Source organism: Halomonas sp. AOP30-A1-24 (genome assembly GCF_052378165.1).
Classification (GTDB): domain Bacteria; phylum Pseudomonadota; class Gammaproteobacteria; order Pseudomonadales; family Halomonadaceae; genus Vreelandella; species Vreelandella citrativorans.
The window spans coordinates 35,181-61,563 of record NZ_JBQSXL010000019.1; the positions used below are offsets into that span (position 1 = coordinate 35,181).

The window sequence follows — 26,383 nt, forward strand, 5'->3', positions numbered from 1 at the left end:
GAGCCCTTTAAGCGTTAATTTATGTTCTACAACAAGAGAGACATTATGCAGAATGCAGAACTACTCCAGGAAGGGCTCGCAATTATGGGGCTTGGGATGGGCTTTGTTTTTGTTTTTCTTACTATTTTAGTCATTAGCGTTACGTTGATGTCAAAACTGTTAGGTCGTTTTCAGCCGACGCCTGTGCCGACGTTAACAGGTACAAAGCCTTCGTCTGCTCCCGCGTTGAGTGGCGAGGACGAGGAAGTGACTGCAGTTATCAGTGCTGCGGTGCATCGTTACCGCTCATTAAAGCGTCACTAATCGGTAATTTTTTAGTCAGCCTATCCCCTTTTTTGCCTTTATTTTGTTAGTTTTACTACATATCAATAATTTTAACGTGTGAGCTACTGCTATGAATGAGACAAAACGCCCGCTGGGAATTACCGATGTGGTACTGCGTGATGCCCATCAATCACTGTTTGCGACCCGCTTGCGTCTGGACGACATGCTGCCCATCGCTGAAAAGCTGGATCGTGTTGGCTACTGGTCGCTAGAGACCTGGGGGGGCGCCACCTTTGATGCATGCATTCGTTATTTAGGCGAAGACCCATGGGAGCGTATTCGGGCATTAAAAGAGGCGATGCCCAATACGCCTCAAGCCATGCTACTGCGTGGTCAAAACCTGTTGGGCTATCGCCACTATGCGGATGACGTAGTCGATAAGTTTGTCGAACGGGCCAAAACCAATGGCGTTGATGTGTTCCGTGTGTTTGATGCCATGAATGACCCGCGCAACCTGGAGCGCGCGATTAAAGCGGTTCGTCAGGTGGGTGGGCATGCGCAGGGCACCATTTCCTACACGGTAAGCCCGGTACATACCCTGGATAGCTGGGTCGATCTAGCGACCAATATTGCCGAAATGGGCGCAGACTCGCTGGCTATCAAGGATATGGCGGGGCTGTTAACGCCTTACACCGCATTTGAGCTGGTAACGCGGCTGAAGAAAAATCTGTCTATTCCTGTTCACCTGCACTGCCATGCCACGACAGGACTTTCCACTTCCACCATTCTTAAGGCAGTCGAGGCCGGTATCGATAACGTCGATACCGCGATTTCGTCCATGTCGATGACGTATGGACATAGCCCCACAGAGTCCGTTGTTGCGATGCTCAAGGATACCGACCGTGATACCGGGCTGGACCTTGAGCTGTTGGAAGACATCGCGGGCTATTTCCGTGAAGTACGTAAAAAGTACGCTGCTTTTGAAGGTTCGTTACGCGGCATCGATTCGCGCATTCTGGTAGCCCAGGTGCCAGGCGGCATGCTGACCAATATGGAAAGTCAGCTGAAAGAGCAGGGTGCGGGCGACAAGCTGGACGATGTGCTTGGCGAAATTCCTCGCGTGCGTGAAGACCTGGGATTTATTCCGCTGGTGACGCCCACGTCGCAAATCGTCGGTACTCAAGCGGTAATGAACGTGATGATGGGCGAGCGTTACAAGTCCATTTCCAAAGAAGTGCAGGCGCTGCTGAAAGGTGAATACGGCGCGGCACCCGCCCCCTTTAATACCGAGCTTCAAGCCCGCGTGCTGGAAGGCGGTCAGCCGATTACCTGTCGCCCGGCGGATAACCTTGCACCTGAAATGCAAAAGCTGGCGGCAGAGCTTAAAGAGAAAGCCGGCGCCGAGCAGGTACGCCTGGCAGAAGGCGACTGTGAAATAGATGATGTCCTCACCTACGCCTTGTTCCCACAAATCGGTCTGAAGTTTCTTAAAAATCGTGATAACGCGGACGCTTTCGAACCCGCGCCCCAGGCGGCTGGTAGCGAGCCTGCCAAGCCTCCGGTGGTTACTCAAGGCAGTGCGCCAGAAGCGGCACGTGGCCCTGAAACCTATACCGTAAAGCTCAATGGCAAAGCGTTTGTAGTGGAAGTTTCTGAAGGCGGCGATATTGGCCAGGTGCAAGAGCAGTCGGCTGCGCCTGCGGCGAGCCCCGCCCCGGCGGCCAGCAGTGGTGAAACCATAGAAGCACCGCTTGCTGGCAATATCTTCAAGGTGAATGTGCGCCCTGGCGACCAGGTGGCGGATGGGGAAGTGGTCATCATTCTTGAAGCAATGAAAATGGAAACCGAAATTCGCGCCAGCAGTGCCGGCACGGTATCGAAAGTCAATGTTAGTGAAGGCGACAGCGTAGCTGTTGGCGACGTACTGATTGAGCTTTAAGGGCCTCGGGAATGGATAAGCTAGTCACGTTATGGGAGGGCTCGGGGCTTTATAACCTTGAGCTTGGCCAAGTGGTCATGATCGGGGTCGGGCTGCTGCTGCTCTATTTGGCGATCCATAAGAAATTTGAGCCGCTGCTGTTAGTGCCGATTGGTTTTGGGGGGATTCTTGCCAATATTCCCGAAGCTGGCCTTGCGATTTCAGCGCTGGACCAGGCCATTGAGGTTGGCAAGCCTGCCGTGCTTCAGCAGGTTGGTGCCGCGCTGGGCGTAATGCTGGATCCTTTGGCAGGTATTGATGCGTGGCGTGAAACGCTCAAAGTAGTTGCCCATGGTGAGGTAGCGCCAGAGCAGCTGCGTGCCGCTAAGGATATTGCGACAAGCGTCGGTTACAGCAATGGCATGCTGTATAACTTCTATTCAGTGGCCATTGCATCGGGTATCGCGCCGCTGTTGATCTTTATGGGCGTGGGGGCCATGACTGACTTTGGCCCGCTGCTTGCCAACCCTCGTACGCTGTTTCTAGGTGCTGCGGCCCAGTTTGGTATTTTCGCCACGCTGTTTGGTGCTGTTGTGCTGACCTCCATGGGCATCATGGACTTCTCGCTGAACCAGGCGGCAGCGATCGGGATTATCGGCGGCGCCGATGGGCCAACGTCTATCTATGTGTCCAGCGTGCTTGCGCCAGAGCTATTGGGTGCTATCGCGGTGGCGGCCTACGCGTACATGGCGCTGGTGCCGTTAATCCAGCCACCTATCATGCGGCTGTTAACCACTGAAAAAGAGCGTCAGATAAAAATGACGCAGCTGCGCCCCGTCTCCAGGCTGGAAAAAGTGATTTTTCCACTCATGCTGTTGATCCTGGTCGCGCTGTTTCTACCCGACGCAGCACCGCTTCTGGGGATGTTCTGCTTTGGTAATTTGATGCGCGAATGCGGCGTGGTAGAGCGGCTTTCGGATACCGCCCAGAATGCGCTGATCAACATCGTGACGATCGTTCTAGGGCTTTCTGTTGGCTCAAAGCTGATGGCGGAAAGCTTCTTGACGGTGGAAACCCTCGGGATTCTGGGGCTGGGCATCGTGGCCTTCGGGATCGGTACCGCCGCCGGGGTGTTAATGGCCAAGCTAATGAACCTAATGAGCCGTATGCCGATTAATCCGCTGATAGGTGCTGCCGGGGTATCTGCTGTGCCTATGGCAGCGCGCGTGGCTAATAAGGTCGGTCTGGAGTCCAATCCGCATAACTTCTTGTTGATGCATGCGATGGGCCCAAACGTGGCAGGGGTAATTGGTTCTGCCGTGGCTGCCGGGGTAATGATTAAATATTTGGGATAAATAGACAGGATTGACGGGGAAGCAGAAGTGCCCCATGCACGGCTTACGGTTTACACCGTAAGCCGTTTTTGGTTCAGGGGGCGGGTGCGTTTACCGGGGTAACGTCCAGCGTGCACTTTAGGCGATTTTCCAAGGGGGAAAGGTCGAACGTATGGTCGCGGGGCCAGCCAATGGTGAGCTGAACACCTTCGCCATCGTAGTTGACGTGTTCAATGGGGATGGCCTTTTCGTCGCACCAGGCGCGGGCGATCGCCTCGCTGGCAAAGGTAAGGCGTAGCGTGTAGGCGTCTCGCTCAATCACTTCACGCGTCGGTAAGGTTTCCAACGCATGGCTGATGGCTTGAGCGTAAGCCCGTGCCAGCCCGCCGGTGCCTAGTTTGGTGCCGCCAAAGTAGCGCGTCACGACACCGCCGATTTCACCCATTTGGCTGCCTTGAAGTACCTGGTACATTGGCCGGCCAGCCGTGCCGCCAGGCTCGCCATCATCGGAAAAACCAATCAGTGTTTGCTCCCCGGGCGGCCCAGCAATATAAGCCGTACAGTGATGGCTGGCATTGGGGTGAGCAGCTCTTGCCGCTTCAAGAAGTGCACTAAAAGCGGCCACATCTGGCGCATGGCATAGCCACGCCAGAAACTGGCTTTTTTCGACCTCTATCTCGGCGGTATGCCACTGCGAGGCAGCTAAATCAGGAACTTGATAACGCAATCAGTGCTCCATAAGGCCATAAGAATTGGCAGCAAGGTCGTTGGCACTATCCTGCGCCACACCCATTACCATTCCTAACACTTGAATATCGCGATTGTGCAAAAAGAGATCCGGCGCTTGGGTATCGGCAGGCCATAAATGTACGCCAAAGCGACTGATCGAGAGCTGCTTCAACGCAACAGGCTGCTGATTGATGTGAGCGACGGCGGTTTCTTCGTGGGTATCGCATTGAAAACGCCGAATAATAATGACATCTCCATCAAACAAGTTGCAATCACGCATTCGGTTGCCACGTATTTTTAGGGCGTAGGTATTGTGCCGCGTTCTGCGTGGTGCTGTTTTAAAGGCGCGTGCCGATTGAATGCCTTTAGGTGCGCAGGACGCGCTGCTCAATACGGTAGAACCGGCGTGAGTTGGTGCTGACATCGATATATTCATAGGAAATTCTCCAATGCAGCGCCCTTTCCCTAGGCGTTTAGTAGTGGCAAGCCAGCAGGTTGCTGGCATGTCTTTTCATACAGTGTTTTAGTATACAGCTGTTTTTGCATACAGTGGTAGTGCTGTTTTTATCCAGTGCCTTTGGCTATTCAAAATGCTGGTTCCGTCAGCACGCTTGGTGCATTCTCACGGCCGCTGCGATTGGCTGGAGATAACCTGGCTTTCCGTGTAGAGTTTTGGCTAACTATCAACCTGTTGGGAGACACCTTTGAGCCTGTGCCTGCAAGCACGACAACTAGCCTGCGAGCGTGATGGGCGCTGGCTATTTGAAGGGCTCGATCTCACGATTCGCAGCGGTGACATTGTTCGAATTGAAGGCCCCAATGGCAGCGGCAAGACCACACTGTTAAAGCTGCTGGCAGGTCAACTGAGTGATTACCAAGGCGAGCTTTTCTGGAACGGCGCGCCACTTCGCAAGGTGCGTGAACATTATCTGGCCAACCTGCTGTATCTGGGACATTCGCCAGGCATCAAGGCTGGGCTTTCACCGCTTGAAAACCTGGCCTGGTACCAGGCGCTAAGCGGCGAGCGGGGTAATGAATCGCAGCGCCTGAGCGCTTTGGAGCAAGTAGGGCTTGGCGGTTTTGAGGACGTATTGGCCGGCCAGCTGTCGGCGGGTCAGCAGCGCCGTGTGGCGCTGGCCCGGTTAACGCTGACGCGCCGTCCACTCTGGGTGCTTGACGAGCCGTTTTCCGCCATTGACCACCAAGGCGTAGCCGCGCTTGAAGCGCAGCTTTCAGCTCATGCTCAAGCCGGGGGAAGCATTCTGGTAACCACTCACCATGGGCTGAATGCTTCGCCCGCCGCTCGCTGTATTCAACTGGGGTAGACAATGACGCAGGGGCAGAAGGCGACCACTACACTACTTGAAACGCCAGTGCCGGGCGGGCTGTGGATTGCCTTTACCGCCACCCTGAAGCGTGATGTAACACTGATGTTCAGACGCCGCGGCGAGCTGCTCAATCCGCTGGTCTTCTTCGCGCTGGTGATAACGCTGTTCCCAATCGGCATTTCACCCGACCGCGCCGTGCTTGCGCTGATCGCGCCAGGTCTTTTGTGGGTAGCGGCGCTTCTGGCGGCGCTTTTGTCGCTGGATAGCCTGTTTCGCACCGATTATGACGACGGCAGCCTTGAGCAGATGCTGCTCGCGCCTCAGCCGCTAGTCGCGCTTAGCATGGCCAAGGTACTTGCCCACTGGTTGTTGACCGGGCTGCCGCTGGCACTGGTCGCGCCGCTTCTAGGTGTGACGCTGGCCCTGCCTCCGGGCAGCTATGTGGTGCTTGCGCTTTCGCTTTTGCTGGGCAGCGCCAGTTTGAGCCTGCTTGGCGCGATTGGTGCGGCGTTGACCGTCGGTATCGCGCGAGGCGGTGTACTGCTGTCGCTGCTTATACTGCCGCTGTATATACCGGTGCTTATTTTTGGGGTTGGGGCGGTGCAGGCTGCTGTCATCGGTGAAGGTGTCGCGGCGCACCTGGCCATGCTCGGGGCCCTGCTGGCCGCGTCGCTACTGTTGGCTCCCTGGGCGATTGCCGCCTCGCTACGCATCAGTATCAACGGTTGAGGACAGAACACGCCATGTGGACCTTTATTCATAAATGGGGCTCGCCCAAATGGTTTTATGTAATGAGCGCAAAGGTGCAGCCTTGGTGTTGGGCAGTCTCCCTGATACTCATTGCGACCGGTACGGTATGGGGGTTAGCCTTTGCACCCACCGAGGTGAATCAGGGGCAGGGCGATAGTTTCAGGATTATTTATGTCCACGTGCCCGCCGCCTTTCTTGCCCAGTCGGTGTTTGTTTCGATGGCGGTGGCGAGCCTGGTCTTCATGGTATGGAAGATCAAGGTGGCGGATATGGCCGCGACAGTCATGGCGCCGTTTGGGGCGGTGATGACGTTTGTGGCGCTTTTTTCCGGAGCGGTGTGGGGTGTGCCCACTTGGGGCACCTGGTGGATGTGGGACGCCCGACTGACCTCCATGCTGATTCTGTTGTTCCTGTTTCTAGGGGTGATCGCCCTGCGCAGTGCTTTTAGCCGTCGTGAGGGTGGATCAAAAGCGGCTTCGGTACTGGCCATGGTTGGGGTCATCAATATTCCGATTATCAAGTACTCGGTGGACTGGTGGTTTACGCTCCACCAGTCGGCGACCTTTACGTTGACGTCGCGGCCCCTCATGCCCACGGAAATGTGGCTGCCGTTACTGATCATGGTGCTGGGCTTCTACTGTTTTTTTATCGCTCTCACACTGATGCGTACGCGTAGTGAAATCCTGCGTCGGGAAATTGATAAGCGCTGGGTCAGGGATTTGATCAGGGAGGCGCGGTAATGGCATTTACATCGTTTGGCGCGTTCTTGGCCATGGGCGGACACGGACCTTACGTGTGGGCGGCCTGGGGCGTCACGGCACTTCTGATGGTTGCCTGCATCATTCATGCTCGTTTTGAGCGCCGCCAACTGGCCAGTGCTGTAAAACGCCGTGCCCGACGTGGTGACCGTCATCCACCCCATCAAGCGAGACATGCTGATGACACCTAAACGTCGCCAGAAGCTAGTGATCATTCTCGGCGCGCTGGCGCTAGCCGCCGTGGCGGTAGGCCTCACGCTCTATGCCCTGCGCACTAATATCAACCTGTTCTACAGTCCGGTGCAGATTGCCCTAGGGGACGCGCCCATCGAGCGGACAATCCGTGCAGGCGGTATGGTAAAGGAGGGCTCGGTTGTCCGTGACCCGCAAAGCCTGAATGTCGAGTTCCTGGTAACCGACTACGTGGACGAGCTTGCGGTGGCCTATAACGGCATCCTGCCGGATCTGTTTCGCGAAGGGCAGGGCGTGGTAGTGGTAGGCAAACTGTCTACAGACGGGCGGTTTATCGCTGACAAGGTGCTTGCTCGCCACGATGAAAACTACATGCCGCCCGAAGTGTCGCAAGCGTTAGAAGAGGCAGGTTACTCGCCTGCTGATTATCAGGACCAACCGGTTGAAGCAGCCAAGCGTGAATAGGTTGAGCCAATGTCCTATACCCTAGAGTCCGTGTCATGCTGGAGTGCCGATGTTGGTAAAATTGATCCCTGAGCTTGGGCACTTCGCGTTAATTATTGCCCTGCTAATAGCAGTATTGCAGGGCGTAATGCCGTTAGCCGGGGCGGCCACGCGCAGGCCGCTTTGGATGGCATATGGTCATCCCATGGCCACGGGGCAGTTTCTGTTTATCGCAGTGGCTTATATGTGCCTAACCGCCAGCTATGCGCTGGATGACTTCAGCGTGGCGAACGTCGCCAACAACTCCAACTCGCTGTTGCCCTGGTACTACAAGCTCAGTGCGGTGTGGGGCAACCACGAAGGGTCGGTGCTGTTGTGGAGCCTGATGCTGGCGGGCTGGGGGTATGCCGCTTCGCGCTTTTCAGGCGGCCTGCCTCGCGACATGGTAGCGCGGGTACAGGGTGTGATGGGCTTGATTAGCGTGGGATTTTTACTGTTTATCCTGCTGACGTCCAATCCCTTCGAGCGGCTTTTGCCCAATGTGCCTCACGATGGCGCGGACCTTAATCCGCTGCTTCAGGATATTGGCTTGATTGTTCACCCGCCGATGCTCTACATGGGCTATGTCGGGTTTTCCGTCGTGTTTGCCTTCGCCATTGCCGCGCTGCTGGGTGGGCGGTTGGATGCGGCCTGGACGCGCTGGGCGCGCCCCTGGACCAATATTGCCTGGGCCTTTTTGACGGTGGGTATTGCATTGGGCAGTTGGTGGGCCTACTACGAACTTGGCTGGGGAGGCTGGTGGTTCTGGGACCCGGTAGAAAACGCCTCGCTGCTGCCCTGGCTAACCGGCACCGCGCTGATCCATTCGCTGGCCGTCACCGAAAAGCGCGGCTCGTTTAAAAGCTGGACCGTACTGCTGGCCATTTTTACCTTTTCGCTATCGCTGCTGGGTACCTTTCTGGTGCGTTCTGGTGTACTTACCTCGGTGCACGCGTTTGCCAATGACCCCTCACGCGGCTTGTTTATTCTGGTGCTGCTGACGATCACCGTGACGCTTTCTCTACTGATATTTGCGCTGCGCGCGCCCCGCGTGAGCCATCATGCGAGCTTCAACTGGCTATCACGAGATTCGCTGCTGCTTATCAACAATATTCTATTGGTCATCATGACCGTGACCATTTTGCTGGGTACGCTCTACCCGCTGATTTTAGACTCGCTCAAGCTGGGTAAAATCAGCGTGGGCCCGCCGTACTTTAATGCACTTTTTGTACCGCTGACGGTTGTGATGTGTCTCTTTATGGGGCTTGGTCCGGTCGCACGCTGGAAGAGCATGTCGGCCAGTGAGCTGCGCCGTAAGCTGTGGCTTGCTGGCGTCGCTGCGCTGGTGCTGGGTATGGTGTTGCCGCTGATATACACCGGTGAATGGAACCTGTGGGCCTCATTGGGTATTGTGGCTGCGCTGTGGATCGTGCTGCCGATTGGGAAGGACATGTGGGATAAAACCCGCCACGGCGCCAGCCGCCTGGCGGGTTTGCGCAAGCTTTCCCTGGCATATTGGGGCATGGTGCTCGGGCACGTGGGAATTGCAGTGACGATTATTGGTGTGGCCGTGGTGTCCAACTATGCCACTGAGCGCACGGTGCGTATGGCGCCGGGCACCGAGCTTGACGTCGCGGGCTATCAGTTCACGTTGACGGAGCTTAAAAGCCGCCGAGGCGCCAACTTTATGGCCGATACGGCCGTCATTCAGGTGCGCAATATCGAATCAGGGCGTGGTTTTATTATGCGCCCTGAGAAGCGCTTTTATCTGGCAACGGGTATGCCCATGAGCCAGGTCGCGCTACGCCCCGGCCTGTTTCGGGATCTTTACGTTGCCATGGGTGAAGATTTGGAGGATGGCAGTTGGGCCATGCGCATTCAATATAAGCCTTTTGTACGCTGGCTTTGGTTGGGCGGTTTGTTGATGGCGTTAGGCGGCATACTGGCAATAGTGGATAAGCGCTATCGCCGAACCAGAACGGCCGACCGTGCCGACGTGGCCCGCTCGCCCAAAACGCAGGAAGCCGCGCTATGAGCCGTCGACTATGGCTGTTACTGCTACCGCTGGGTTTTCTTCTGGTGGCGCTGTTTTTATATCAGCGTTTGCAGCATGACCCGTCAGCCCGGGACTCGGCGCTGATGGCACGTGAGTTCCCGACATTTGAGGCCTCCACGCTGCGTGATGAAGGCCGCCTGGTTGATCAAACGCTGCTCCAGGGGGAGGTCTCGCTAGTTAATGTGTGGGGCGAATGGTGCCCGGCCTGCAAGCAGGAAATGCCCCAGCTTTTGGCATTGGCCGACCAGGGTGTTCGTATGGTCGGGGTGAACTATCGCGATACCCGCGAGAAGGGAATGCACTTTTTAAACGAGTTTGGCGACCCGTTTGAAGTGAATATCTTTGACCCTGACGGCAGCCTGGGCTTTGATCTCGGCGTTTATGGCGCGCCGGAAACGTTTCTGGTCGATGCCGATGGGATAATTCGCTATCACCATAAAGGCGATATCTCGCCTCAGGATATGGCCGAGCGTATTTTGCCGGAGGTAGCCAAATGGCGTTAATACGGACCCTGGCCGTGCTCTTCCTGCTGCTGTTGTCGGCAAGCGTTGTGGCGGAGGGAATCGAGCTGCGTGAGTTTGACGACCCGGTGCTGGCGCAGCGTTATCACGCATTAACCGCGTCCATGCGCTGCCCGCTGTGTGAAAACCAGGCCATCAATGATTCGAACTCGCCTATCTCCGCCGATATGCGCGAACGGGTGTATCAAATGCTGCAGGATGGGCGCTCCGATAGCGAAGTGATCAATCACATGGTCGAGCGCTTTGGTGACTATGTTCTCTATAATCCGCGCCTGGAGAGCCGCACCTATCTTCTGTGGGGGCTGCCCATCGGGTTAGGCGTCGGGGGTGTTTTGATCGTGCTGCTGATTGTGCGTGCACGGCGCCATGCGTCTGCCAAGGCGCTAAGTGCTGAAGAGCGCGCTCGGCTGGATGCGCTGATTCAGCGCAGGAGATCCTCATGACGCTTTTATGGGTCGCCATGGCGATTGTCATATTGCCAGCGATTGTCTTGCTACTTTCCCCGCTGCGTAAGGCGCATGCGCTTTATGACCAGCAACGCGCATATGAAGCCAACGACACTTCGGCCGAGCAGAACGTGGCCATTTTTCAGCGTCGGCTTGCCTCGTTAGAGGCGGCTCATGCGCGTGGCGATGTTAGTGCCGCGCAGTTTGAAGAAGGAACGCTGGAACTTGAGCGTAGCCTTCTGGAAGACACTGCCACGCTGGCCGTACGACCGCTACAATCGCCCCTTGCCGGGCGTTTAGCTGTGCCATTGATTGCCTTGAGTGTGGTGGCCATCAGTCTTTTTTGGTACCTGGAAGAGGGGGCCGAGGGTGATCTTGCCCTGTATGGCGTTCAGCAGGAATTACTCAACGACCCCGGCGCTACTCCAGACACGTATATTCGTCGTATGGAAGAGCAGGCCGCGCTTCAGCCGGGCAATGCCAACGTGTGGGCCTCGCTGTTTCCGCTGTATCGCGATACCGGCCAGGAAGATAACGCCATCGATGCGCTGGAACGGCTCATCGCGCTGGAAGGCCGGCTCCCTGCACTGCTCGCCCAGCTTGCGCAAATTCGCTTCTTTATGGCAGGACGTGAGCTGACCCCGGATGTGCAGCGTTTGGTGAATGAAACGCTGGCTCAGGACCCACGCCAACCAACGGTGCTCGGTCTGTTAGGCATTCACGCGTTTGATAACGGCGATTACGAGGGCGCAATGGAGCACTGGCGGCGCGCGCTGGCAACGGTCAACGATCCGAACACGGCCGACTCGCTACGCGAAGGTATCCGCGCGGCCCAGGAACGCCTGGCCGATACATCCGAAACAGCGGCGGCTGATGAGCCCTGAGCCAATCACCGCTGCCGAAGTCGTTATGAATCATGTATTTTGAATACTTCTCATGTTTATAAATAATTTTTTGTAGGATTGGCATGCGCTTAACCTCTATCCGCCTTGTTGGATTCAAGTCGTTTGTCGATCCGGTCACGGTGCCCTTCGACGGTAATATGACCGCGATTGTCGGCCCCAATGGCTGTGGCAAGTCCAATATTATCGACGCCGTGCGCTGGGTGATGGGCGAGTCCTCCGCTAAAACCCTGCGTGGCGAGTCCATGGCCGACGTTATCTTTAATGGCTCGACTGGGCGCAAGCCGGTGGGCCAGGCGTCTATTGAGCTCAAGTTCGACAATCGCGACGGCACCATGGGTGGCGTGTATGCCCAATACGCGGAAATCGTGGTCAAACGGTTAGTGACCCGCGACGGCCAGTCCAACTACTTCTTCAATGGCCAAAAGTGCCGTCGACGGGATATCGCCGACCTGTTTATGGGCACCGGGCTTGGCCCGCGCTCCTACGCGATTATCGGCCAGGGCATGATCTCGCGATTGATTGAAGCTCGCCCCGATGATTTGCGCTCAACGCTTGAAGAAGCCGCGGGCATTTCTAAATACAAGGAGCGCCGCCGCGAAACCGAAAATCGTATGCGGCGCACCCAGGAAAACCTTGAGCGTTTGGACGATATTCGCGAGGAGCTGGATAAACAGCTTGAGCGCTTAAAGCGCCAGGCCGAGGCGGCCAAACGCTATCAGGAGTTAAAGCAGCAGGAGTACCGGCTTAAAGGCGAGCTGGCACTGCTACGCGGGCGCACCTTGCGAGCAGAGCAGTCGCAGCAGGAGAGCCGGGTTCGTGAGCTGGAAATCTCAGTTGAAAAAGATGTGTTTGGCGTACGCCAGTGCGAAACCCGCCTGGAGCAAGCTCGTGAGCAGCACGATGAGCTGGCTGAGGTACTGGAGCGCCACCAGCAGCAGTTTTTTGAAACCACCACGCGCATTGCACGGCTGGAGCAGGATCAGGCCCACCGGCGTAGCCGTGAGGCCCAGCTAGCCAACGATATTGCCACTGCACGGCGCGAACTGGATGAGCAACGCCTGGTGAGCGAAGGCGACCGAGAGCGTCTTGCCGCCATCGACGAACGCTTTGAGGGCCTGGCGCCCGAACACGAAGCGCTGGAAGAGCAGCTGGACGCCCTGGAACAGGCCCTGGCCGATGCTACCCCCGCCATGGAAGCCGCCGAGCAGCAGTGGTCGGACGCCGAAAATCGCTGGCGCGATGCCAGCCGCGAAGCCGACCGCAGCCAGGACCAGCTGCGCGATTTAGAGCAGCGTATTCAACGCCTACAGGCAGAAAGCCAGCGGCGGCGTCAGCAGCGCGGCGATTTGGCGGATTTGAGCGCGCTACGCGAAGAGCACGCTCAGTTCCAGGCACAGTTGGAAGAAGCTGAAGAGCGTTCCGAAGCCTTCACCCAAACGCGTGAACAGTGGCAGCAGCAGTACAGTGATGCTAAACAGCGTTATCAACAGGCAACGCTTACCCGTGATGATAAACGCGCTGAATTGAGCCAGCGCCAGGGTGAACTGGCCTCGCTGCAGACCCTGATGGATGCCGCGCTGGCCGACCACGACCCGGACATGGAAGCAACTCTGGCAACCCACGGGCTAAGTAATGCCCCCCGCCTGGGTGAAACCCTCAGCGTGACACCTGGTTGGGAGACGGTCATTTCCTGGCTGTTGGCGCCCTGGTTGAATGCTCGACTGGTCGCAAGCCACCAGCTTGCCGCGTTGCCGCAGGCGCTGGCTACCGACTGGTGTTTGATTGATGAGCAAGCGCCCGCCGCTTCAACCCAGGGCCAGCGGCTGGATTCACTGGTAAGCGGCGCTGGTGCGATAGGTGAATGGTTAGCAAGTATTCACTACGTTGAGTCCGGCGCCGAGGCTGAGCAGCTTGCGCCCGGCCTTGCAGCGGGAGAAAGCGTTGTTAGCCGTGACGGCGTTTGGCGGGGGCGCGGCTGGCTGCATCAGCAGGCCAATGGCGAAGGCGTTGATGCCTTACTGGTAACGCGACGCCGTTTCAAGGAGCTGGACGCCCTGCGCGAGCAGGATGAAGACGCGCTGGCGCTGGCTGAAGAGCAGTGCGAAACGACCAGTGAGACTATTGAAGCCCTGGAGCTTTCCCGTGAACAGCAGGCTGAGCAGGAGCGTGGTCATGCTGCAAGCGTTCAGCAGTTGGCTATTAAAGAGCGTAGCGCTGCCCAAAAGCTTGAGCATTTGGAGAGCCGGGCCACCGAGCTTGATGCGGAGCTTGGGCAACTGCAAGAGGATGAAGCGGCGTTAACGCTTACCCTGGAGGAGCAGCGTGCTCGTTGGAATGTGGCGATGGAAACGCTGGAAACCACTGCACAAGCACGCGAAGAGGCCAGCGAGCAGCGTGGCCGCCAGCGCGAACAGCGCGACCAACTGACCCAGCAACACGGCCCGTTAAAAGCGCAGCAGCAAACGCTGGCGTTAGAGCGTGAGCGGTTAACCGCTGAGCGGAGTAGTTTGCGCGCCCAGCAGACGCGCTCAAGCGACAGCGAAGAGCGCTTGACGCTACGCATAGCAGAGCTAGAAGCGTCGCGGGAAACGCTACTTGAGCCGGACGAGTTGGCCGGTGAGGAGCTTGAAGAATTGCTGCATCAGCGTGAGCAGCAGGAGCGCCGCCTTAACGAAACGCGCCAGCAGGCCCAGTCGCTGGCAGAACAGCTGCGCAATGATGAGCTGGCCCGCCAGCAGCACGAACGCAATCTTGAACAGAGCCGCGAGCAGCTTCAGCAGCGGCGCATGGATGTTCAGGCGCTGGCGCTAAAAGCGGCCACGCAGGATGAGCAGTTGGCCGAACTGGGGCATGACGCCGATGCCCTGGCCGAGAACCTTCCAAGCGATGCCAGTGAACAGGTTTGGCAGGAGCGTTTGGAAAGCACTGGCGAGAAGATACGCCGCTTGGGCGCCATTAATCTGGCAGCGATTGAGGAGTACGACCAGCAGGCCGAGCGACGCAACTATTTGGAAGCCCAGCACGCCGAACTGACCGAAGCGCTGGAAACCCTGGAGCGAGCGATCAAGCGTATCGACCAGGAAACGCGGGTACGTTTCAGGGAAACGTTTGATCAGGTGAATAGCGGTTTGCAGGAACTCTTTCCCCGCGTGTTTGGCGGTGGGGCGGCCTGGCTAACGCTTACCGGTGATGATCTTCTGGAAACCGGGGTGGCGATCATGGCGCGTCCGCCGGGTAAGAAGAACAGCACGATTCATCTGCTCTCCGGTGGGGAAAAAGCACTTACCGCGCTTTCGTTGGTGTTCTCGATCTTCCAGCTCAACCCCGCGCCGTTCTGTATGCTCGATGAAGTTGACGCGCCGCTGGATGATGCCAACGTGGGTCGATACGCCAAGCTCGTAAAAGAGATGTCGGAAAACGTTCAGTTCATCTATATCACCCACAACAAGATTGCCATGGAAGCCGCCGAGCGCCTGATGGGGGTGACCATGCAGGAACCCGGCGTGTCGCGTCTGGTATCGGTGGGGATTGATGAAGCCGCAGCGCTGGTGGACTAAGCCTCAGCTTAGCCTTCGCCCAGCTCGCGCATCACTGCATACAGCCTGGATTTGGCTTCAAAGCCTACGCCAGGAATATCAGGCAGGCCGACGTAGCCATTTTCAACCTGAATGCCGTCAGCGAAGCCACCAAACGGCTGGAAGACATCCGGATAGGATTCGTTGCCGCCCAGGTGTAAGCCAGCGGCGATATTCAGTGACATTTGGTGACCACCGTGGGGTACGACGCGGCGTGATGACCAGCCAAGCTCATCCATCACTTTTAGCGTGCGCATGTACTCCACCAGCCCGTAGGAGAGGGCGCAATCGAACTGCACGAAATCGCGGTCGGCACGCATGCCGCCATGGCGTAGCAAGTTGCGAGCGTCCTGGTGCGAGAACAGGTTTTCGCCGGTCGCCATGGGTAATTCATAGTGGTTGGCAAGCTCCGCCTGAAGCGCGTAATCCAGCGGGTCACCGGCTTCTTCGTACCAGAAGAGGTTATAAGGCTTTAGCGCTTCGGCGTAAGCAATTGCCGTTTTCAGGTCAAAGCGCCCGTTAGCATCTACTGCCAAGCGGCTGCCATCGCCAACGACTTCAAGCACGGCTTCGATACGCCGAATATCTTCTTCAAGCGGTGCGCCGCCAATCTTCATTTTTACCACGTTGTAGCCACGTGCCAGGTAGCTGCGCATTTCGTCCTGCAGCCTGGTGTGGTCTTTACCAGGGTAGTAGTAGCCGCCAGCCGCATACACCCAGACCTTATCGTCGGCCTGGCCGTTTCGATAACGCTCGGCAAGCAGTTGGTAGAGCGGTTTGCCCTCGATTTTGGCGACTGCATCCCAAATTGCCATGTCGATCGTGCCTACCGCGACCGAGCGCTCGCCATGCCCGCCGGGCTTTTCGTTTTTCATCAGGGTATCCCAGATAGCAAACGGGTCCAGGTTGTCGCGGGCGTGATCAATGAGCGTGTCGGGGTTGGCCTCGGTGATTCTATCCAGAAAGCGGTCCCGCATGAGCGCTCCCTGGCCATAGCGCCCGTTGGAGTTAAAACCGTAGCCAATCACGGGTTTACCGTCGCGTATCACATCAGTGATGACGGCCACGACCGAACAGGTCATTTTGGAAAAATCGATATAAGCGTTGGCAATCGGGGAGGCAATCGAAACGGTTTTCTCGCGAATATCCACAATACGCATGGCAAGCTCCTTGGTGGTTAAGTGCTTAACCCTATGCGTGACAAGGAGGGCTGCCCAATGCTATTACTAGGTGCTCCCATGCTGAAACGGCATTGCCCCATGGAACTCGTCTGGTTAGAAGACTTTACCGCCCTTGCCGAGCACGGCAGTTTTGTACGTGCTGCAAACGCCCGACATATTACCCAGCCCGCGTTCAGCCGACGGATCCGCGCGTTTGAACAGTGGATGGGCGTTAGCCTGTTTATTCGCACCCCACAGGGCACCACGCTCACCGACGCCGGTAAGCACATACAGGCCAGCGCGTTTGACGCGATTGGCCGACTGTACCGCTTGCGGGCTGAAGCACAGCAAATTGCCGGGGAAGCGACCCGAACGTTGCAATTTGCAGCGACGCACTCGCTGTCATTTACGTTCTTCCCCCGTTGGATAAGAGCCCTGGAGCAGGGAGCGCCCATGGAGGCCGTGCGCCTTCACTCGGATACAATGTCCACGTGTGAGCAGTTGTTGTTACAAGGTGACTGCCAGTTCTTGTTAAGCCATCGGCATTGCGCTGTTCCCTCACGGTTATCGCCTGACCAGTTTGAGAGTATAAAGGTGGGCGAGGATTCGCTGATTCCACTGGTGGGAAAAGAATTAAGCAGTTCTCAGTGCCTGGAAGTGTTGCCTTACCTGGGATATACCGATGCTTCGGGATTAGGCCGTGTTGTTAACCACTGGCTTAATGAAAATGCCACCTCTCTTATAAGTGCGCCTCGCTTTACCAGCCACTTGGCCGCGGTGTTGATGTCCATGGTATTGGAAAATAAAGGCTTGGCATGGATACCTAAAAGCCTTTCAGAACAAGAGATTAGCGATGGTCGGTTAGTGCGTGCATTGGATGATTCGTGGGATATACCGTTAGAAATACATCTGACCCGACCACGTGTATTAGCCAGCCACTTTGCGAATGCATTCTGGCAAAAGCTGTCCAACGGTTAAGCAAATAACTGCTACAACTGTTAACAAATTGAGTAGAAATAATAAAAAAATGTGTAAAAACGCTCAACTTATCTATATTGATCATTATAAAATTGTGGTTAATGCTATGGTAGATTTACCTTGAACTAGTGTGGCTGAGCTGGATTAAAGCCTTTTGCTGTTTTTATATACAGTAGTGGCAGGTTGGTTGTTAAGCTCGCTTCGCTTTAAGAATTAAGTAAACATTAAGTAAGATAGATGCAGTACATATACACCAGGATTAAAGAGCAGATTCACGACCTGAATAATAGCAACTGAGTCTGATCACGATGAACGTCAATATTGCTTAGAAAACGTCAGGAACTGTACTTAGGAACTGTGCTTAGGAACCGTGCCATAACGTAGAAATCGCTAAAAAATGGCTCTATTTATAGTAACCGCGCTATGCTAGTGGTATTTATTTACCACCTGAAAGGTTTTCACTCAGGTATGGCGCTTTAGTAACCGGTTAAATGACCCATGGAATGTTCGACATGGAACTAAGAGAATGGTTAATCATTTTAGGACTGGCGTTGGTGTCGCTCATCGTAGTCGACGGTGTACGACGACTCCAACGCCAGCGGCGCGTCCCTCGTTTGGACCAGGCGGTTAAGGACCTTCCCGAGGCGAAGCTAACCGAGCTGGATGATGAGGCTAAAGAAGCCGAAATTAGCTGGGAGCTTCCGAACGGTGGCGCACGTGTCGTTAAACCTGCGGACTATAGTGGGGTCGGCGCGAAACCCAAGTTGGAACGTCAAGACCATCCAGGGCCTTCCAGAGTGCTATCCGAATTTAGGAGCTCCTTTGCCAATGCGGTCCCTAAGCGTAAAGCGACTGCTCCGCCAGTGGATACAGCAGCATCTGCACAGCCTCAGCGCCAGGCCGCTGCGCCTAAAGCACGCCCGGCTGACATTGATCGTCGAGAGCCAAGCATCTTCCCGAATAGCGACGCTCCAGCTGACGTGAGCCAGGTTGAACCCCAGCCAACGGCACAAGCCAATCCTGTTAACACTCAGCCGGTAGACAAAACAGCGTCAGAAGCGCATGCGCCTATTGCCGAGCAAGTGCCAACCCAAAGCAAGCCACACACTGGAGAGCCGTCTATCTCCCTATCTACTGCCAACGAAGAGTCCGTTGCTGCGAAAGAAGAGCCTGTCGCGGTGAATGAATCCGTCGCGGTGAATAAGGAGAGCCCCGCTGAGCCGGTCCTCGCTGTTGAAACAGACGCCGATCCTGTGTTGCGTGCAGAGCCAGAAGATGCCGCTTCGGCCAGGGCGCCCAAGCGTCGTCAACTGCGTGAAGATACGGCCGGCGAGTATGACGAGCTGGATGATGATGCCGTTGATGAGTATCGGCTGGTCGATTTTGAGGGTATGGGCCGCTCGCTTAAACGTCGCCTGATACAGCGTCGTCAGGAAAAAGCCCGTAAGAAAGCTGAAAAGGCCAAGCGTGCTGAAGCCGCCGCCAAGCTGAAAGCAGAGCGCAAAGCGCTTGAAGCCGAGCAGCGCCGTGAAGCAAAAGAAGCTGCCGAGGCAGAAAAAGCCCGCATTGCCCAGGAACAGGCCGAAGCCCGCGAAGCCGCCGAAATTGCTGCGGAAGCGCAACGGGCCGCTGCACGCCATGACGAGTCTGAACCTGCTTATGCGCATGAAACATCAGCGGATCAGTACGATGACTATGAAGCCTACGATGAAGCGCCGGTGCGTGGCTCGCGTGATAATGTCGTACGTGCTCACCCAACGCTTGAAAAAGCGTTGCGTCATGATGTGCCGGGTGAACATGCCAAAGAAACATTGACCAACGCCGATGAGGTGGTGGTTATCAGCGTGCTCTCCCGGGACCCGGAAGGCTTCGATGGCAGCAAGTTGCTGGATCTCATTATGGCGTGCGGCCTACGCTACAGCCGTGCCATGGGTGTGTTCCACCGCTTTGAAACAGAAAGTGACGACAGCGAACTTCAGTTCTCAATGATTAACGTTGTTAAACCCGGCACATTCCCTATTGAAGAGATGGGTGAGTTTGTAACGCCAGGGATCACCTTTCTGATGCCCTTGCCAGGAGCGGTCGACAGCTCTGCAGCCTTTGAAGCCATGGTGGAAACCGCTATGGTCGTGGTTCGCCATATGAGTGGCGAGCTGAAGGATGAGAATCGTAGCGTCATGACGGCTCAAACCATTGAGTTTGCCCGCCAGCGGGTGCATGAGTTTGAACGCCGCCACCGCCTGCATCGCCACATGCAAGCCCACTAAGTAGCGCTTGCTGTTAAACACCCGCCTTCTTGCAGAAGGCGGGTGTTTTTGTTCCAGGATGTGTCTTTTTGTGATTGATTTTAGCCCGTACGATGGAAACCAACGTTAATGAGTCAGCCTGACCCCCAAGTGCTGGAAGCAGTCACCCAGCTGCGCGCCGAGCTTGATGAAGCCAACTACCGTTACTACGTATTGGATGAGCCAACGTTATCAGACGCTGACTACGACCGGAGACTGCAACGCTTAAAGCAGCTGGAAGCTGAAAACCCAACGCTCGTCTCTCCGGATTCACCGACTCAGCGCGTGGGTGCGGCCCCTGCTGATGGGTTTCCTTCGGTCGCCCACGCCATCCCCATGCTCTCGCTGGATAACGCGTTTAGCGGCGGCGACATCGTGGCCTTTGCTGAGCGCGTCGCAGAGCGCTTGGAGTGCGCAGCAGATGACGTTGAGTTTACCTGTGAACCGAAGCTTGATGGCGCTGCGGTATCGCTGGTGTATGAGCAGGGCGTACTGGTGAGTGGCGCCACCCGTGGCGATGGCCGCACTGGGGAAGGCATTACCTCTAACCTGCGTACGCTGCGCTCGGTGCCTTTAAAGCTAATGGGCAAGCAGATCCCTGAGCTTTTGGAAGTGCGCGGTGAAGTCATCATGCGCCACCAGGGGTTTGAAGCGCTTAACGAGCGTGCACGCGAGGAGGGCAGTAAGGTATTTGCCAACCCGCGTAACGCCGCTGCCGGTAGTTTACGTCAGTTGAACCCCGAGATTACTGCTACCCGCCCGTTGGAGTTTCATGCCTATCAGGCGGCGCGTCTGGAACCGGACATGGGCGACACCACGCATAGCGCACTAATGGATCGACTGGTAACGCTGGGCTTTCGCGCCAGCGCGGAGCTAAAGGTGTTGACTGGCCCGCAGGCGGTCGTTGAGTATTGCGAGCAGTTGGGTGAGAAGCGCGACCAGTTGGGCTACGACATCGACGGCGTGGTGATCAAGGTGAATGCACTGCGCTATCAGCGTGAACTTGGGTTTGTGGCTCGCGCTCCCCGCTGGGCAACGGCGTTTAAGTACCCCGCTCAGGAAGAGATCACCACGCTTAACGACGTTGAGTTTCAGGTAGGCCGTACGGGTGCCATCACGCCAGTGGCAAGGCTTGAGCCCGTTAGCGTCGCAGGCGTTACCGTATCCAACGCGACGCTGCACAACGCTGATGAAATCACCCGCCTGGATGTCATGATTGGCGATACAGTAGCTATTCGCCGCGCAGGCGATGTGATTCCCCAAGTGGTCCGGGTCGATAAGGAAAAACGTCCAATAGACGCGCAGCCGATTGTGTTCCCCGAGCACTGCCCGGTGTGCGGTTCGGATATCGAACGCGTGGCAGGCGAAGCGGTAGCGCGCTGCTCGGGTGGGCTTTTCTGCGCTGCCCAGCGTAAAGAAGCGCTCAAACACTTCTCCAGCCGCAAGGCCCTGGATGTAGATGGCCTAGGCGTCAAACTGATCGACCAACTGGTAGAGCTGGATTGGGTGAAAACACCTGCCGACCTGTTTCACCTGACGGTTGAGCAATGGCAGAGCTTGCCGCGTATGGGCGAAAAATCGTCCATTAATCTGGTCAACGCGCTGGATAAAGCTCGTCATACGACGCTCGCTCGGTTTATCTACGCGTTGGGCATTCGTGAAGTGGGGGAGGCCACCGCTGCTAACTTGGCGAGCCATTTTGGAACGTTGCAAGCGCTTCAAGCAGCCGAACAGGCAGCGCTTGAGGCGGTCAACGATGTTGGCCCCATTGTGGCGGCCCACGTGCATACCTTTTTCCGCCAGCCCCATAACCAGGAGACCCTGGCTGCCTTGATTGAGGCAGGCGTCACCTGGCAGGAAGCCGACGTTACCCAAGGCCCTACACCGCTAGAAGGTCAAACCTGGGTACTGACGGGCGCCATGGAAAGCATGACCCGTGACGAGGGCAAGGCTCGGCTACAGGCGCTTGGCGCCAAAGTAGCGGGTAGCGTTTCGAAAAAGACCACGGCGCTGGTCGCCGGTGAAGCGGCCGGTAGTAAGTTAACCAAAGCGGAACAGCTGGGCGTAGAGGTTGTGGATGAAGCCACCTTTATTGAACGCCTTGCGCAGTGGGAGCAGAGCGAATGAGCCGTTTCATCGAAGTACCCGCCCGCATGTTGCCGCCGGAAACCCTCGATGCGTTGTTGGAGGCGTTTGTTACCCGGCAGGGTTATGACACCACCGATACCGGCACGGGGATGAAAGGGTGGGTCGACGAGCTTAAACAGCAGTTGGCGCGCAGTGAGCTGATTATTGCCCATGACCTCAAGCTTGAAATGACCGAAGTAATGACCCTGGCGCAGTGGCGTTCCTTCGGTCGTGATCTGGCAGATGATGAGGAAGAGGGTGACTACTGACCGCGAACAATCGCGCTGATAATACGTCGCCCAGGATGAAGATGGTCGACCAACTGAGCCTCAAGCGGCATGGGGTCGTCAAGCAGCCGGGAGGCAATAAGCTCGGCGCATAACGGCGCACTGGAAAGCCCGCGAGAGCCGTGGGCGGTAGATATCCACAACCCTGGGTAGTGCTCCCCGGGGGCGTTTGGCACCCGCGAGGCATCTTTTGCCAGCACGGCATAGTCTGACTGCCAGGCCGAGGCATTGGGGACTGGGCCTGCATAGGGCGTTTTATCAGGGCTTGCTGCACGTACCGCCGCACGTCCTTCAAGCGCCTGTGGAGTCAGGTGGGCGCCTGCGCTTTCAAGTTCTGCCACCAGCGCTGGAAGCGTTTGGCGAAGCTCATCAATATTGCGCTGGTGGTCGGTATCGGTCACGTCGGTAGAAGCATTGTTGGGCACGAAGCTTGCCCCAAAGGTAAGTACCCCTTCAATGGCGGGCGACGCATAGCCTCCGGCGCATACCACCCGCTCAGGGCCTTTTACGCCTGCGGGCAGTCTCACCTCGCTGACCTGGCCGCGCACCTGTTGGAGCGGCAGGCTGGCCGTCTGAGTATACGTATTGGCGTAGTGAGCGCTTGCAATCACCACCTGGTCTGCACTTATCGTATTTCCATCAGCAAGTGCGAGCTGCCAGCGGTCATTTTCACGCGTAAGGGACGTGACATCGCCCTGTTTCAGCGTGATATTAGGCGTTTGGAGTAAGTGCTCACATAGCGCTTTGGGCCGCACCCAGCCTGCGTGTGGGTAAAACAGGGCGTGTTCGGCTTCAATGGCCACACCGGCTTTCTCACTCAACCCTTGGGTAAGCGGCGACACCACGCTTTCGGGAAGCGCATGCTGCTCGCTAAAGCGCTGCTGGCGCTTGGTCTCTTTCGCGTTGGTGGCCAGTTGCACGACGCCGCAGGGCTGCCAAAGCGTTGGAACCTTGAGCTGATTAAGCCAGCACTGGCTGTATAAAAGGCCGGAGAGATAAAACCGGCTTTGGTGGTTGGTGTCGGCCGCAAGCTTCACATAAAGCGCCCCCTGGCGATTACCCGAGCCGCCTGCGCCGGGTGTTTCGCGCTCGATCACCGTCACATTAACGCCACGCTTGGCAAGTGCTGCCGCCACGCTGCACCCAGCGATCCCTGCTCCGATAACCGCCACCTTCTGCGTGGGGAGAGGCGCTGGCGGCGTAAACCAGGGCGCTGCCTCACGGCGCTTATCGGTAGGCGGTGTGTCAATCATGCCTGCCAGTATTTCGCGCTTACGCCCGCAGCCCGGGACTTTTTTCCAGCTAAAGCCTGCCGCTTTCAAGCCCCGCTTAACAATGCCCGCACAGGTGAACGTGGCAAAGGTGGCCCCCGGCCGAGAGCGCGCCGCCATGGCTTCAAACAGCTCGGGCTGCCACATTTGCGGGTTTTTAGAAGGCGCAAAGCCGTCCAGAAACCAGGCATCGACCTGACCATCTAACAGCGTCAGCCGCTCGGTGGTATCGCCATAATGCAGATCCAGCGTCACGCGGTCGCTCAGGTGCAGGCGGTGTACGCCGCTAACGGGTGAGGGCCACTGCTCACAAAGCCGCTGTGAATAACCGGCAAGCGACGGCCAGGCGCGTAGGGCGCGCTCAAGCGATACCTGATCCAGGGGATACTTTTCTGTGGATAAAAAATGCAGCCTTGCCCCGGCGGGCGCGTGCCGCTCAAAGCAGGCCCAGGCACATAGCATATTAAGGCCCGTGCCAAAGCCGGTTTCCCCGATCACAAAGGCGCGCGTGTTTTCCCAAGCGGCAAATCGCTCAGGCAAGCGGTTGGTATTTAAAAAAACGTGCTCGGTTTCTTCAAGACCGCCCTCACGGGAAAAGTACACGTCATCAAAATCATCCGAGTGCGGTGAAGTGTCACTCCAGGTGAGTAATGGCGCGCTTAACGCCGCTAAGGGGGGTAGATCAGTAAGGCGTTGAGGCACGCGGATATCCGTAATGACTGAAGTGGTTAAAAAATAATCAATTTGTTAATCAGGGCGCTATCTCTGGCTTAGCGAAAAGCGTCCGCCGGGTTTGCACAGAGTTTTCCACAGGCTCTGTGAATTAGCAGGCGGACCCTCCACACTCGCCCTAATCGGTCAAGGCAAAACTTTCTTGAACGGCTTAACAATTACCTTGGCATAGACACCCGCAATGATGTATGGATCGGCGTCAGCCCAGCCCTGAGCGGCTTTCAAACTGTCGAATTCAGCCACCACCAGGCTGCCGCTAAAACCCGCGTCGCCGGGGTTTTCAGTATCCGCAGCGGGGTGCGGGCCCGCGAGCACCAAGCGGCCTTCATCGCGTAGCGTTTCCAAGCGTGCCAAATGGTCCGGGCGGGCCGCCAGGCGGCGTTCAAGGCTATTCGATACATCTTCACTAATAATGGCGTAGAGCATGGGGATAACTCCTTAAAAGCATGCAGTAAAGCGCCCTATGCAGCATTGACCGCATCCACATAAGCGCGCACCATGGCGAGCGTTTGTAAATCGTCCCACGCGCAGCGCTGTGAACACCAGGTCTTTTGAACACAGCACATTATGACTGTTCGTGGTAGACATCCCTATTCTGACAAACTCGCCACATGACGTCATGCCCATGCCTCTACTTCCTGCAACGTTACTTCCTGCGGTGTTTGATGCCGATCAGCGCTACACGGCTGACCTGCATATGCACTCAACGGCGTCGGATGGCGCGTTAACCCCCACGGAGTTAGTGTCGCTGTGCGCAGCGCGCGGCCTTACCCACATGGCGTTGACGGACCATGACACCATGGACGGCATCGACGAGGCCGGGAAGGCGGCGATACAAGCCGGGCTATGCCTGGTGCCCGGCTGTGAGTTATCCACTCGCTGGCAAGGCATCAACATCCACGTAGTGGCGCTGATGCCCGGTGGCCTGCAAGGCCTGCTGATTGAAGGGCTTGAACAGCAGCGCCAGGCGCGTATTCAGCGCGCTGAAGTGATCGCCGAGCGGTTAGAGAAAGTGGGCCTTAAAAATGCTTTGGAAAAAGCCCGTGAGCAGGCAGGTAGTGACCGCCCGTTAGGTCGACCTGATTTTGCCCGCGCGTTAGTGGCCGAGGGGGTTGTGGCCGATTGGGCCACTGCGTTTAAACGCTACCTGGGCAGCGGTAAAAAAGGCGATGTTAAAGCTCACTGGCCAGAAATCAGCGAAGTCGTCGAGTGGGTGGTGGCCTCTGGTGGCGTTGCGGTGATTGCGCATCCTTTACGCTACGGCTTAACCCGGCGTAAGCGAGGGCAGTTAATGGATACCTTTCAGGCCGCAGGCGGTGACGCGGTTGAATTGGTCAGCGGCCAGCAGAATCCGGATGTCACAAGGGACCTTGCCCGTCAAATGGTCGAGCGTGGGCTTTATGCCTCGTTAGGCAGCGACTTCCACTTTCCCGGCAGCCACGCCGCACCAGGCAGCATGAGCATGGTGCCGCGCACGGCCGCGCCGCCCATTTGGCAGCACCCTCGCTTAGCGCATTTACGCGATGCCCCCGCTGGTCCATTAGCCGCTGCGTCAGCTATGGTATGAGTAAGCGTTTGATAAAAGCGAATACCCTAATGGACTGAAACGCGCCCACGGGCAGGAGCAGACAATGAGCCAATATTTCCAGATTCATCCAGAAAACCCACAAAAGCGCCTGATTGATCAAGCGATCGAGATTATTCGCAAAGGCGGTGTGGTGGCTTATCCCACTGACTCAGGTTACGCGTTAGGCTGTCATCTGGGCGAAAAGAAGGCTATTGAAAAGATCAAGTGGTTGCGCTCGCTGGATGACAAGCACAACTTTACGCTGATGTGCTCGGACCTTTCGGAAATTGGCACCTACGCCAAGGTAGATAATGCGGTGTTTCGGCTGCTGAAAGCGCATACACCAGGACCGTACACCTACATTCTGGATGCCACGACAGAAGTCCCGCGCCTGCTGCTGCACCCCAAACGTCGCTCCATTGGCGTACGCGTACCTGATCACCGGATTGCTCATGCGCTACTGCAAGCGCTTGGCGAACCGCTAATGAGCGTTACGCTGATTCCGGTGGGGGAAGACCTTCCCATGAGCGACCCAGAGGAAATTCGTGACCGCTTTGAAGCGCATTTGGACCTGATTATTGACGGTGGCGCCTGCCACCTGGACCCCACCAGCGTCATCGACCTGCGAGAGCTACCGCCCAAAATTGTCCGTGCCGGACGCGGTGACACGGCTCCCTTCGAAAGTTAAGCCCTTCGAAAGCCAACCCTTTCTCCACG

At 56.8% G+C, this 26,383-nt stretch carries 24 protein-coding genes; 19 read left to right on the forward strand and 5 right to left on the reverse strand.

All coding sequences use genetic code 11. The annotated features are described in order from the left end of the window. The first annotated feature begins 45 nt into the window (after positions 1-45). From ACT3TJ_RS11870 to ACT3TJ_RS11880, 3 genes are all read left to right on the forward strand, one after another. On the forward strand, positions 46-303 hold the full coding sequence (locus ACT3TJ_RS11870; RefSeq protein ID WP_444665763.1) for an OadG family protein: 258 nt from the start codon (positions 46-48) through the stop codon (positions 301-303). A 91-nt stretch (positions 304-394) separates the two neighbouring features. Next, complete coding sequence (gene oadA / locus ACT3TJ_RS11875; RefSeq protein ID WP_444665765.1) at positions 395-2,203, forward strand: sodium-extruding oxaloacetate decarboxylase subunit alpha; 1,809 nt, start codon at positions 395-397, stop codon at positions 2,201-2,203. 11 nt (positions 2,204-2,214) lie between these two features. Continuing rightward, a complete protein-coding gene (locus tag ACT3TJ_RS11880; RefSeq protein ID WP_087107962.1) occupies positions 2,215-3,537 on the forward strand; it encodes a sodium ion-translocating decarboxylase subunit beta in 1,323 nt (440 codons plus the stop codon). 73 nt (positions 3,538-3,610) lie between these two features. Here the strand turns inward: ACT3TJ_RS11880 and ACT3TJ_RS11885 are convergent, their stop codons facing one another. Both ACT3TJ_RS11885 and ACT3TJ_RS11890 read right to left on the reverse strand, forming a co-directional pair. Then, positions 3,611-4,243, reverse strand: coding sequence for an IMPACT family protein (locus ACT3TJ_RS11885; protein ID WP_172118679.1), 633 nt, complete (start codon positions 4,241-4,243; stop codon positions 3,611-3,613). Then, the gene (locus tag ACT3TJ_RS11890) at positions 4,244-4,669 is read right to left on the reverse strand and encodes a LexA family protein (RefSeq protein WP_444665767.1); all 426 of its coding nucleotides are present in this window, start codon (positions 4,667-4,669) and stop codon (positions 4,244-4,246) included. It lies immediately after the preceding gene. A 280-nt stretch (positions 4,670-4,949) separates the two neighbouring features. Between ACT3TJ_RS11890 and ccmA the strand changes: the two genes are divergently transcribed. From ccmA to smc, 10 genes are all read left to right on the forward strand, one after another. Then, positions 4,950-5,570, forward strand: a complete 621-nt coding sequence (gene ccmA / locus ACT3TJ_RS11895; RefSeq protein WP_172118681.1) for a cytochrome c biogenesis heme-transporting ATPase CcmA — start codon at positions 4,950-4,952, stop codon at positions 5,568-5,570. Positions 5,571-5,573: 3 nt separating this feature from the next. Then, positions 5,574-6,302, forward strand: coding sequence for a heme exporter protein CcmB (ccmB, locus tag ACT3TJ_RS11900; RefSeq protein WP_172118682.1), 729 nt, complete (start codon positions 5,574-5,576; stop codon positions 6,300-6,302). A gap of 14 nt (positions 6,303-6,316) precedes the next feature. Then, on the forward strand, positions 6,317-7,063 hold the full coding sequence (locus ACT3TJ_RS11905) for a heme ABC transporter permease (RefSeq protein ID WP_172118683.1): 747 nt from the start codon (positions 6,317-6,319) through the stop codon (positions 7,061-7,063). Next, positions 7,063-7,272, forward strand: a complete 210-nt coding sequence (gene ccmD, locus ACT3TJ_RS11910; protein ID WP_172118684.1) for a heme exporter protein CcmD — start codon at positions 7,063-7,065, stop codon at positions 7,270-7,272. Before ACT3TJ_RS11905 ends, ccmD begins: the two co-directional genes overlap by 1 nt. Further along, positions 7,262-7,738: a cytochrome c maturation protein CcmE gene (ccmE, locus tag ACT3TJ_RS11915; protein WP_172118685.1), complete on the forward strand. Its 477-nt coding sequence runs from the start codon at positions 7,262-7,264 to the stop codon at positions 7,736-7,738. Before ccmD ends, ccmE begins: the two co-directional genes overlap by 11 nt. 49 nt (positions 7,739-7,787) lie before the next feature. Then, positions 7,788-9,791, forward strand: a complete 2,004-nt coding sequence (locus ACT3TJ_RS11920; protein WP_172118686.1) for a heme lyase CcmF/NrfE family subunit — start codon at positions 7,788-7,790, stop codon at positions 9,789-9,791. Beyond that, positions 9,788-10,315: a DsbE family thiol:disulfide interchange protein gene (locus ACT3TJ_RS11925; RefSeq protein WP_172118687.1), complete on the forward strand. Its 528-nt coding sequence runs from the start codon at positions 9,788-9,790 to the stop codon at positions 10,313-10,315. Before ACT3TJ_RS11920 ends, ACT3TJ_RS11925 begins: the two co-directional genes overlap by 4 nt. Further along, positions 10,306-10,776 carry a cytochrome c-type biogenesis protein gene (locus tag ACT3TJ_RS11930; protein ID WP_444665771.1) on the forward strand — a complete coding sequence of 157 codons (471 nt, stop codon included), beginning with the start codon at positions 10,306-10,308 and terminating at the stop codon, positions 10,774-10,776. Before ACT3TJ_RS11925 ends, ACT3TJ_RS11930 begins: the two co-directional genes overlap by 10 nt. Continuing rightward, positions 10,773-11,663, forward strand: coding sequence for a c-type cytochrome biogenesis protein CcmI (ccmI, locus tag ACT3TJ_RS11935; protein WP_444665773.1), 891 nt, complete (start codon positions 10,773-10,775; stop codon positions 11,661-11,663). The genes ACT3TJ_RS11930 and ccmI overlap by 4 nt, the downstream gene beginning before the upstream one ends. An 83-nt stretch (positions 11,664-11,746) precedes the next feature. After that, complete coding sequence (gene smc / locus ACT3TJ_RS11940; RefSeq protein ID WP_444665775.1) at positions 11,747-15,241, forward strand: chromosome segregation protein SMC; 3,495 nt, start codon at positions 11,747-11,749, stop codon at positions 15,239-15,241. Between the two features lie 8 nt (positions 15,242-15,249). Here the strand turns inward: smc and ACT3TJ_RS11945 are convergent, their stop codons facing one another. Further along, complete coding sequence (locus ACT3TJ_RS11945) at positions 15,250-16,419, reverse strand: mandelate racemase/muconate lactonizing enzyme family protein (protein ID WP_444622330.1); 1,170 nt, start codon at positions 16,417-16,419, stop codon at positions 15,250-15,252. A 57-nt stretch (positions 16,420-16,476) separates the two neighbouring features. Here ACT3TJ_RS11945 and ACT3TJ_RS11950 point away from each other — a divergent pair, with 57 nt between their 5' ends. From ACT3TJ_RS11950 to ACT3TJ_RS11965, 4 genes are all read left to right on the forward strand, one after another. Beyond that, entirely contained in the window at positions 16,477-17,397 is a 921-nt protein-coding gene (locus ACT3TJ_RS11950; protein ID WP_441678008.1) for a LysR family transcriptional regulator, read from the forward strand. A 512-nt stretch (positions 17,398-17,909) separates the two neighbouring features. After that, positions 17,910-19,664: a cell division protein ZipA gene (zipA, locus tag ACT3TJ_RS11955; protein WP_444622331.1), complete on the forward strand. Its 1,755-nt coding sequence runs from the start codon at positions 17,910-17,912 to the stop codon at positions 19,662-19,664. Between the two features lie 108 nt (positions 19,665-19,772). Next, positions 19,773-21,809, forward strand: a complete 2,037-nt coding sequence (gene ligA / locus ACT3TJ_RS11960) for an NAD-dependent DNA ligase LigA (protein ID WP_444622332.1) — start codon at positions 19,773-19,775, stop codon at positions 21,807-21,809. Then, positions 21,806-22,078: a YheU family protein gene (locus tag ACT3TJ_RS11965; RefSeq protein WP_172118191.1), complete on the forward strand. Its 273-nt coding sequence runs from the start codon at positions 21,806-21,808 to the stop codon at positions 22,076-22,078. Before ligA ends, ACT3TJ_RS11965 begins: the two co-directional genes overlap by 4 nt. Here the strand turns inward: ACT3TJ_RS11965 and mnmC are convergent. Both mnmC and ACT3TJ_RS11975 read right to left on the reverse strand, forming a co-directional pair. Beyond that, positions 22,072-24,069, reverse strand: a complete 1,998-nt coding sequence (mnmC, locus tag ACT3TJ_RS11970; protein ID WP_444622333.1) for a bifunctional tRNA (5-methylaminomethyl-2-thiouridine)(34)-methyltransferase MnmD/FAD-dependent 5-carboxymethylaminomethyl-2-thiouridine(34) oxidoreductase MnmC — start codon at positions 24,067-24,069, stop codon at positions 22,072-22,074. The genes ACT3TJ_RS11965 and mnmC overlap by 7 nt on opposite strands. Positions 24,070-24,225: 156 nt before the next feature. Then, positions 24,226-24,525 carry a YciI family protein gene (locus tag ACT3TJ_RS11975; RefSeq protein WP_444622334.1) on the reverse strand — a complete coding sequence of 100 codons (300 nt, stop codon included), beginning with the start codon at positions 24,523-24,525 and terminating at the stop codon, positions 24,226-24,228. Between the two features lie 199 nt (positions 24,526-24,724). Here ACT3TJ_RS11975 and ACT3TJ_RS11980 point away from each other — a divergent pair, with 199 nt between their 5' ends. Further along, positions 24,725-25,666, forward strand: a complete 942-nt coding sequence (locus ACT3TJ_RS11980; RefSeq protein ID WP_444622335.1) for a PHP domain-containing protein — start codon at positions 24,725-24,727, stop codon at positions 25,664-25,666. A gap of 64 nt (positions 25,667-25,730) precedes the next feature. Then, a complete protein-coding gene (locus ACT3TJ_RS11985) occupies positions 25,731-26,354 on the forward strand; it encodes an L-threonylcarbamoyladenylate synthase (protein ID WP_442353078.1) in 624 nt (207 codons plus the stop codon). Positions 26,355-26,383: the final 29 nt, after the last annotated feature.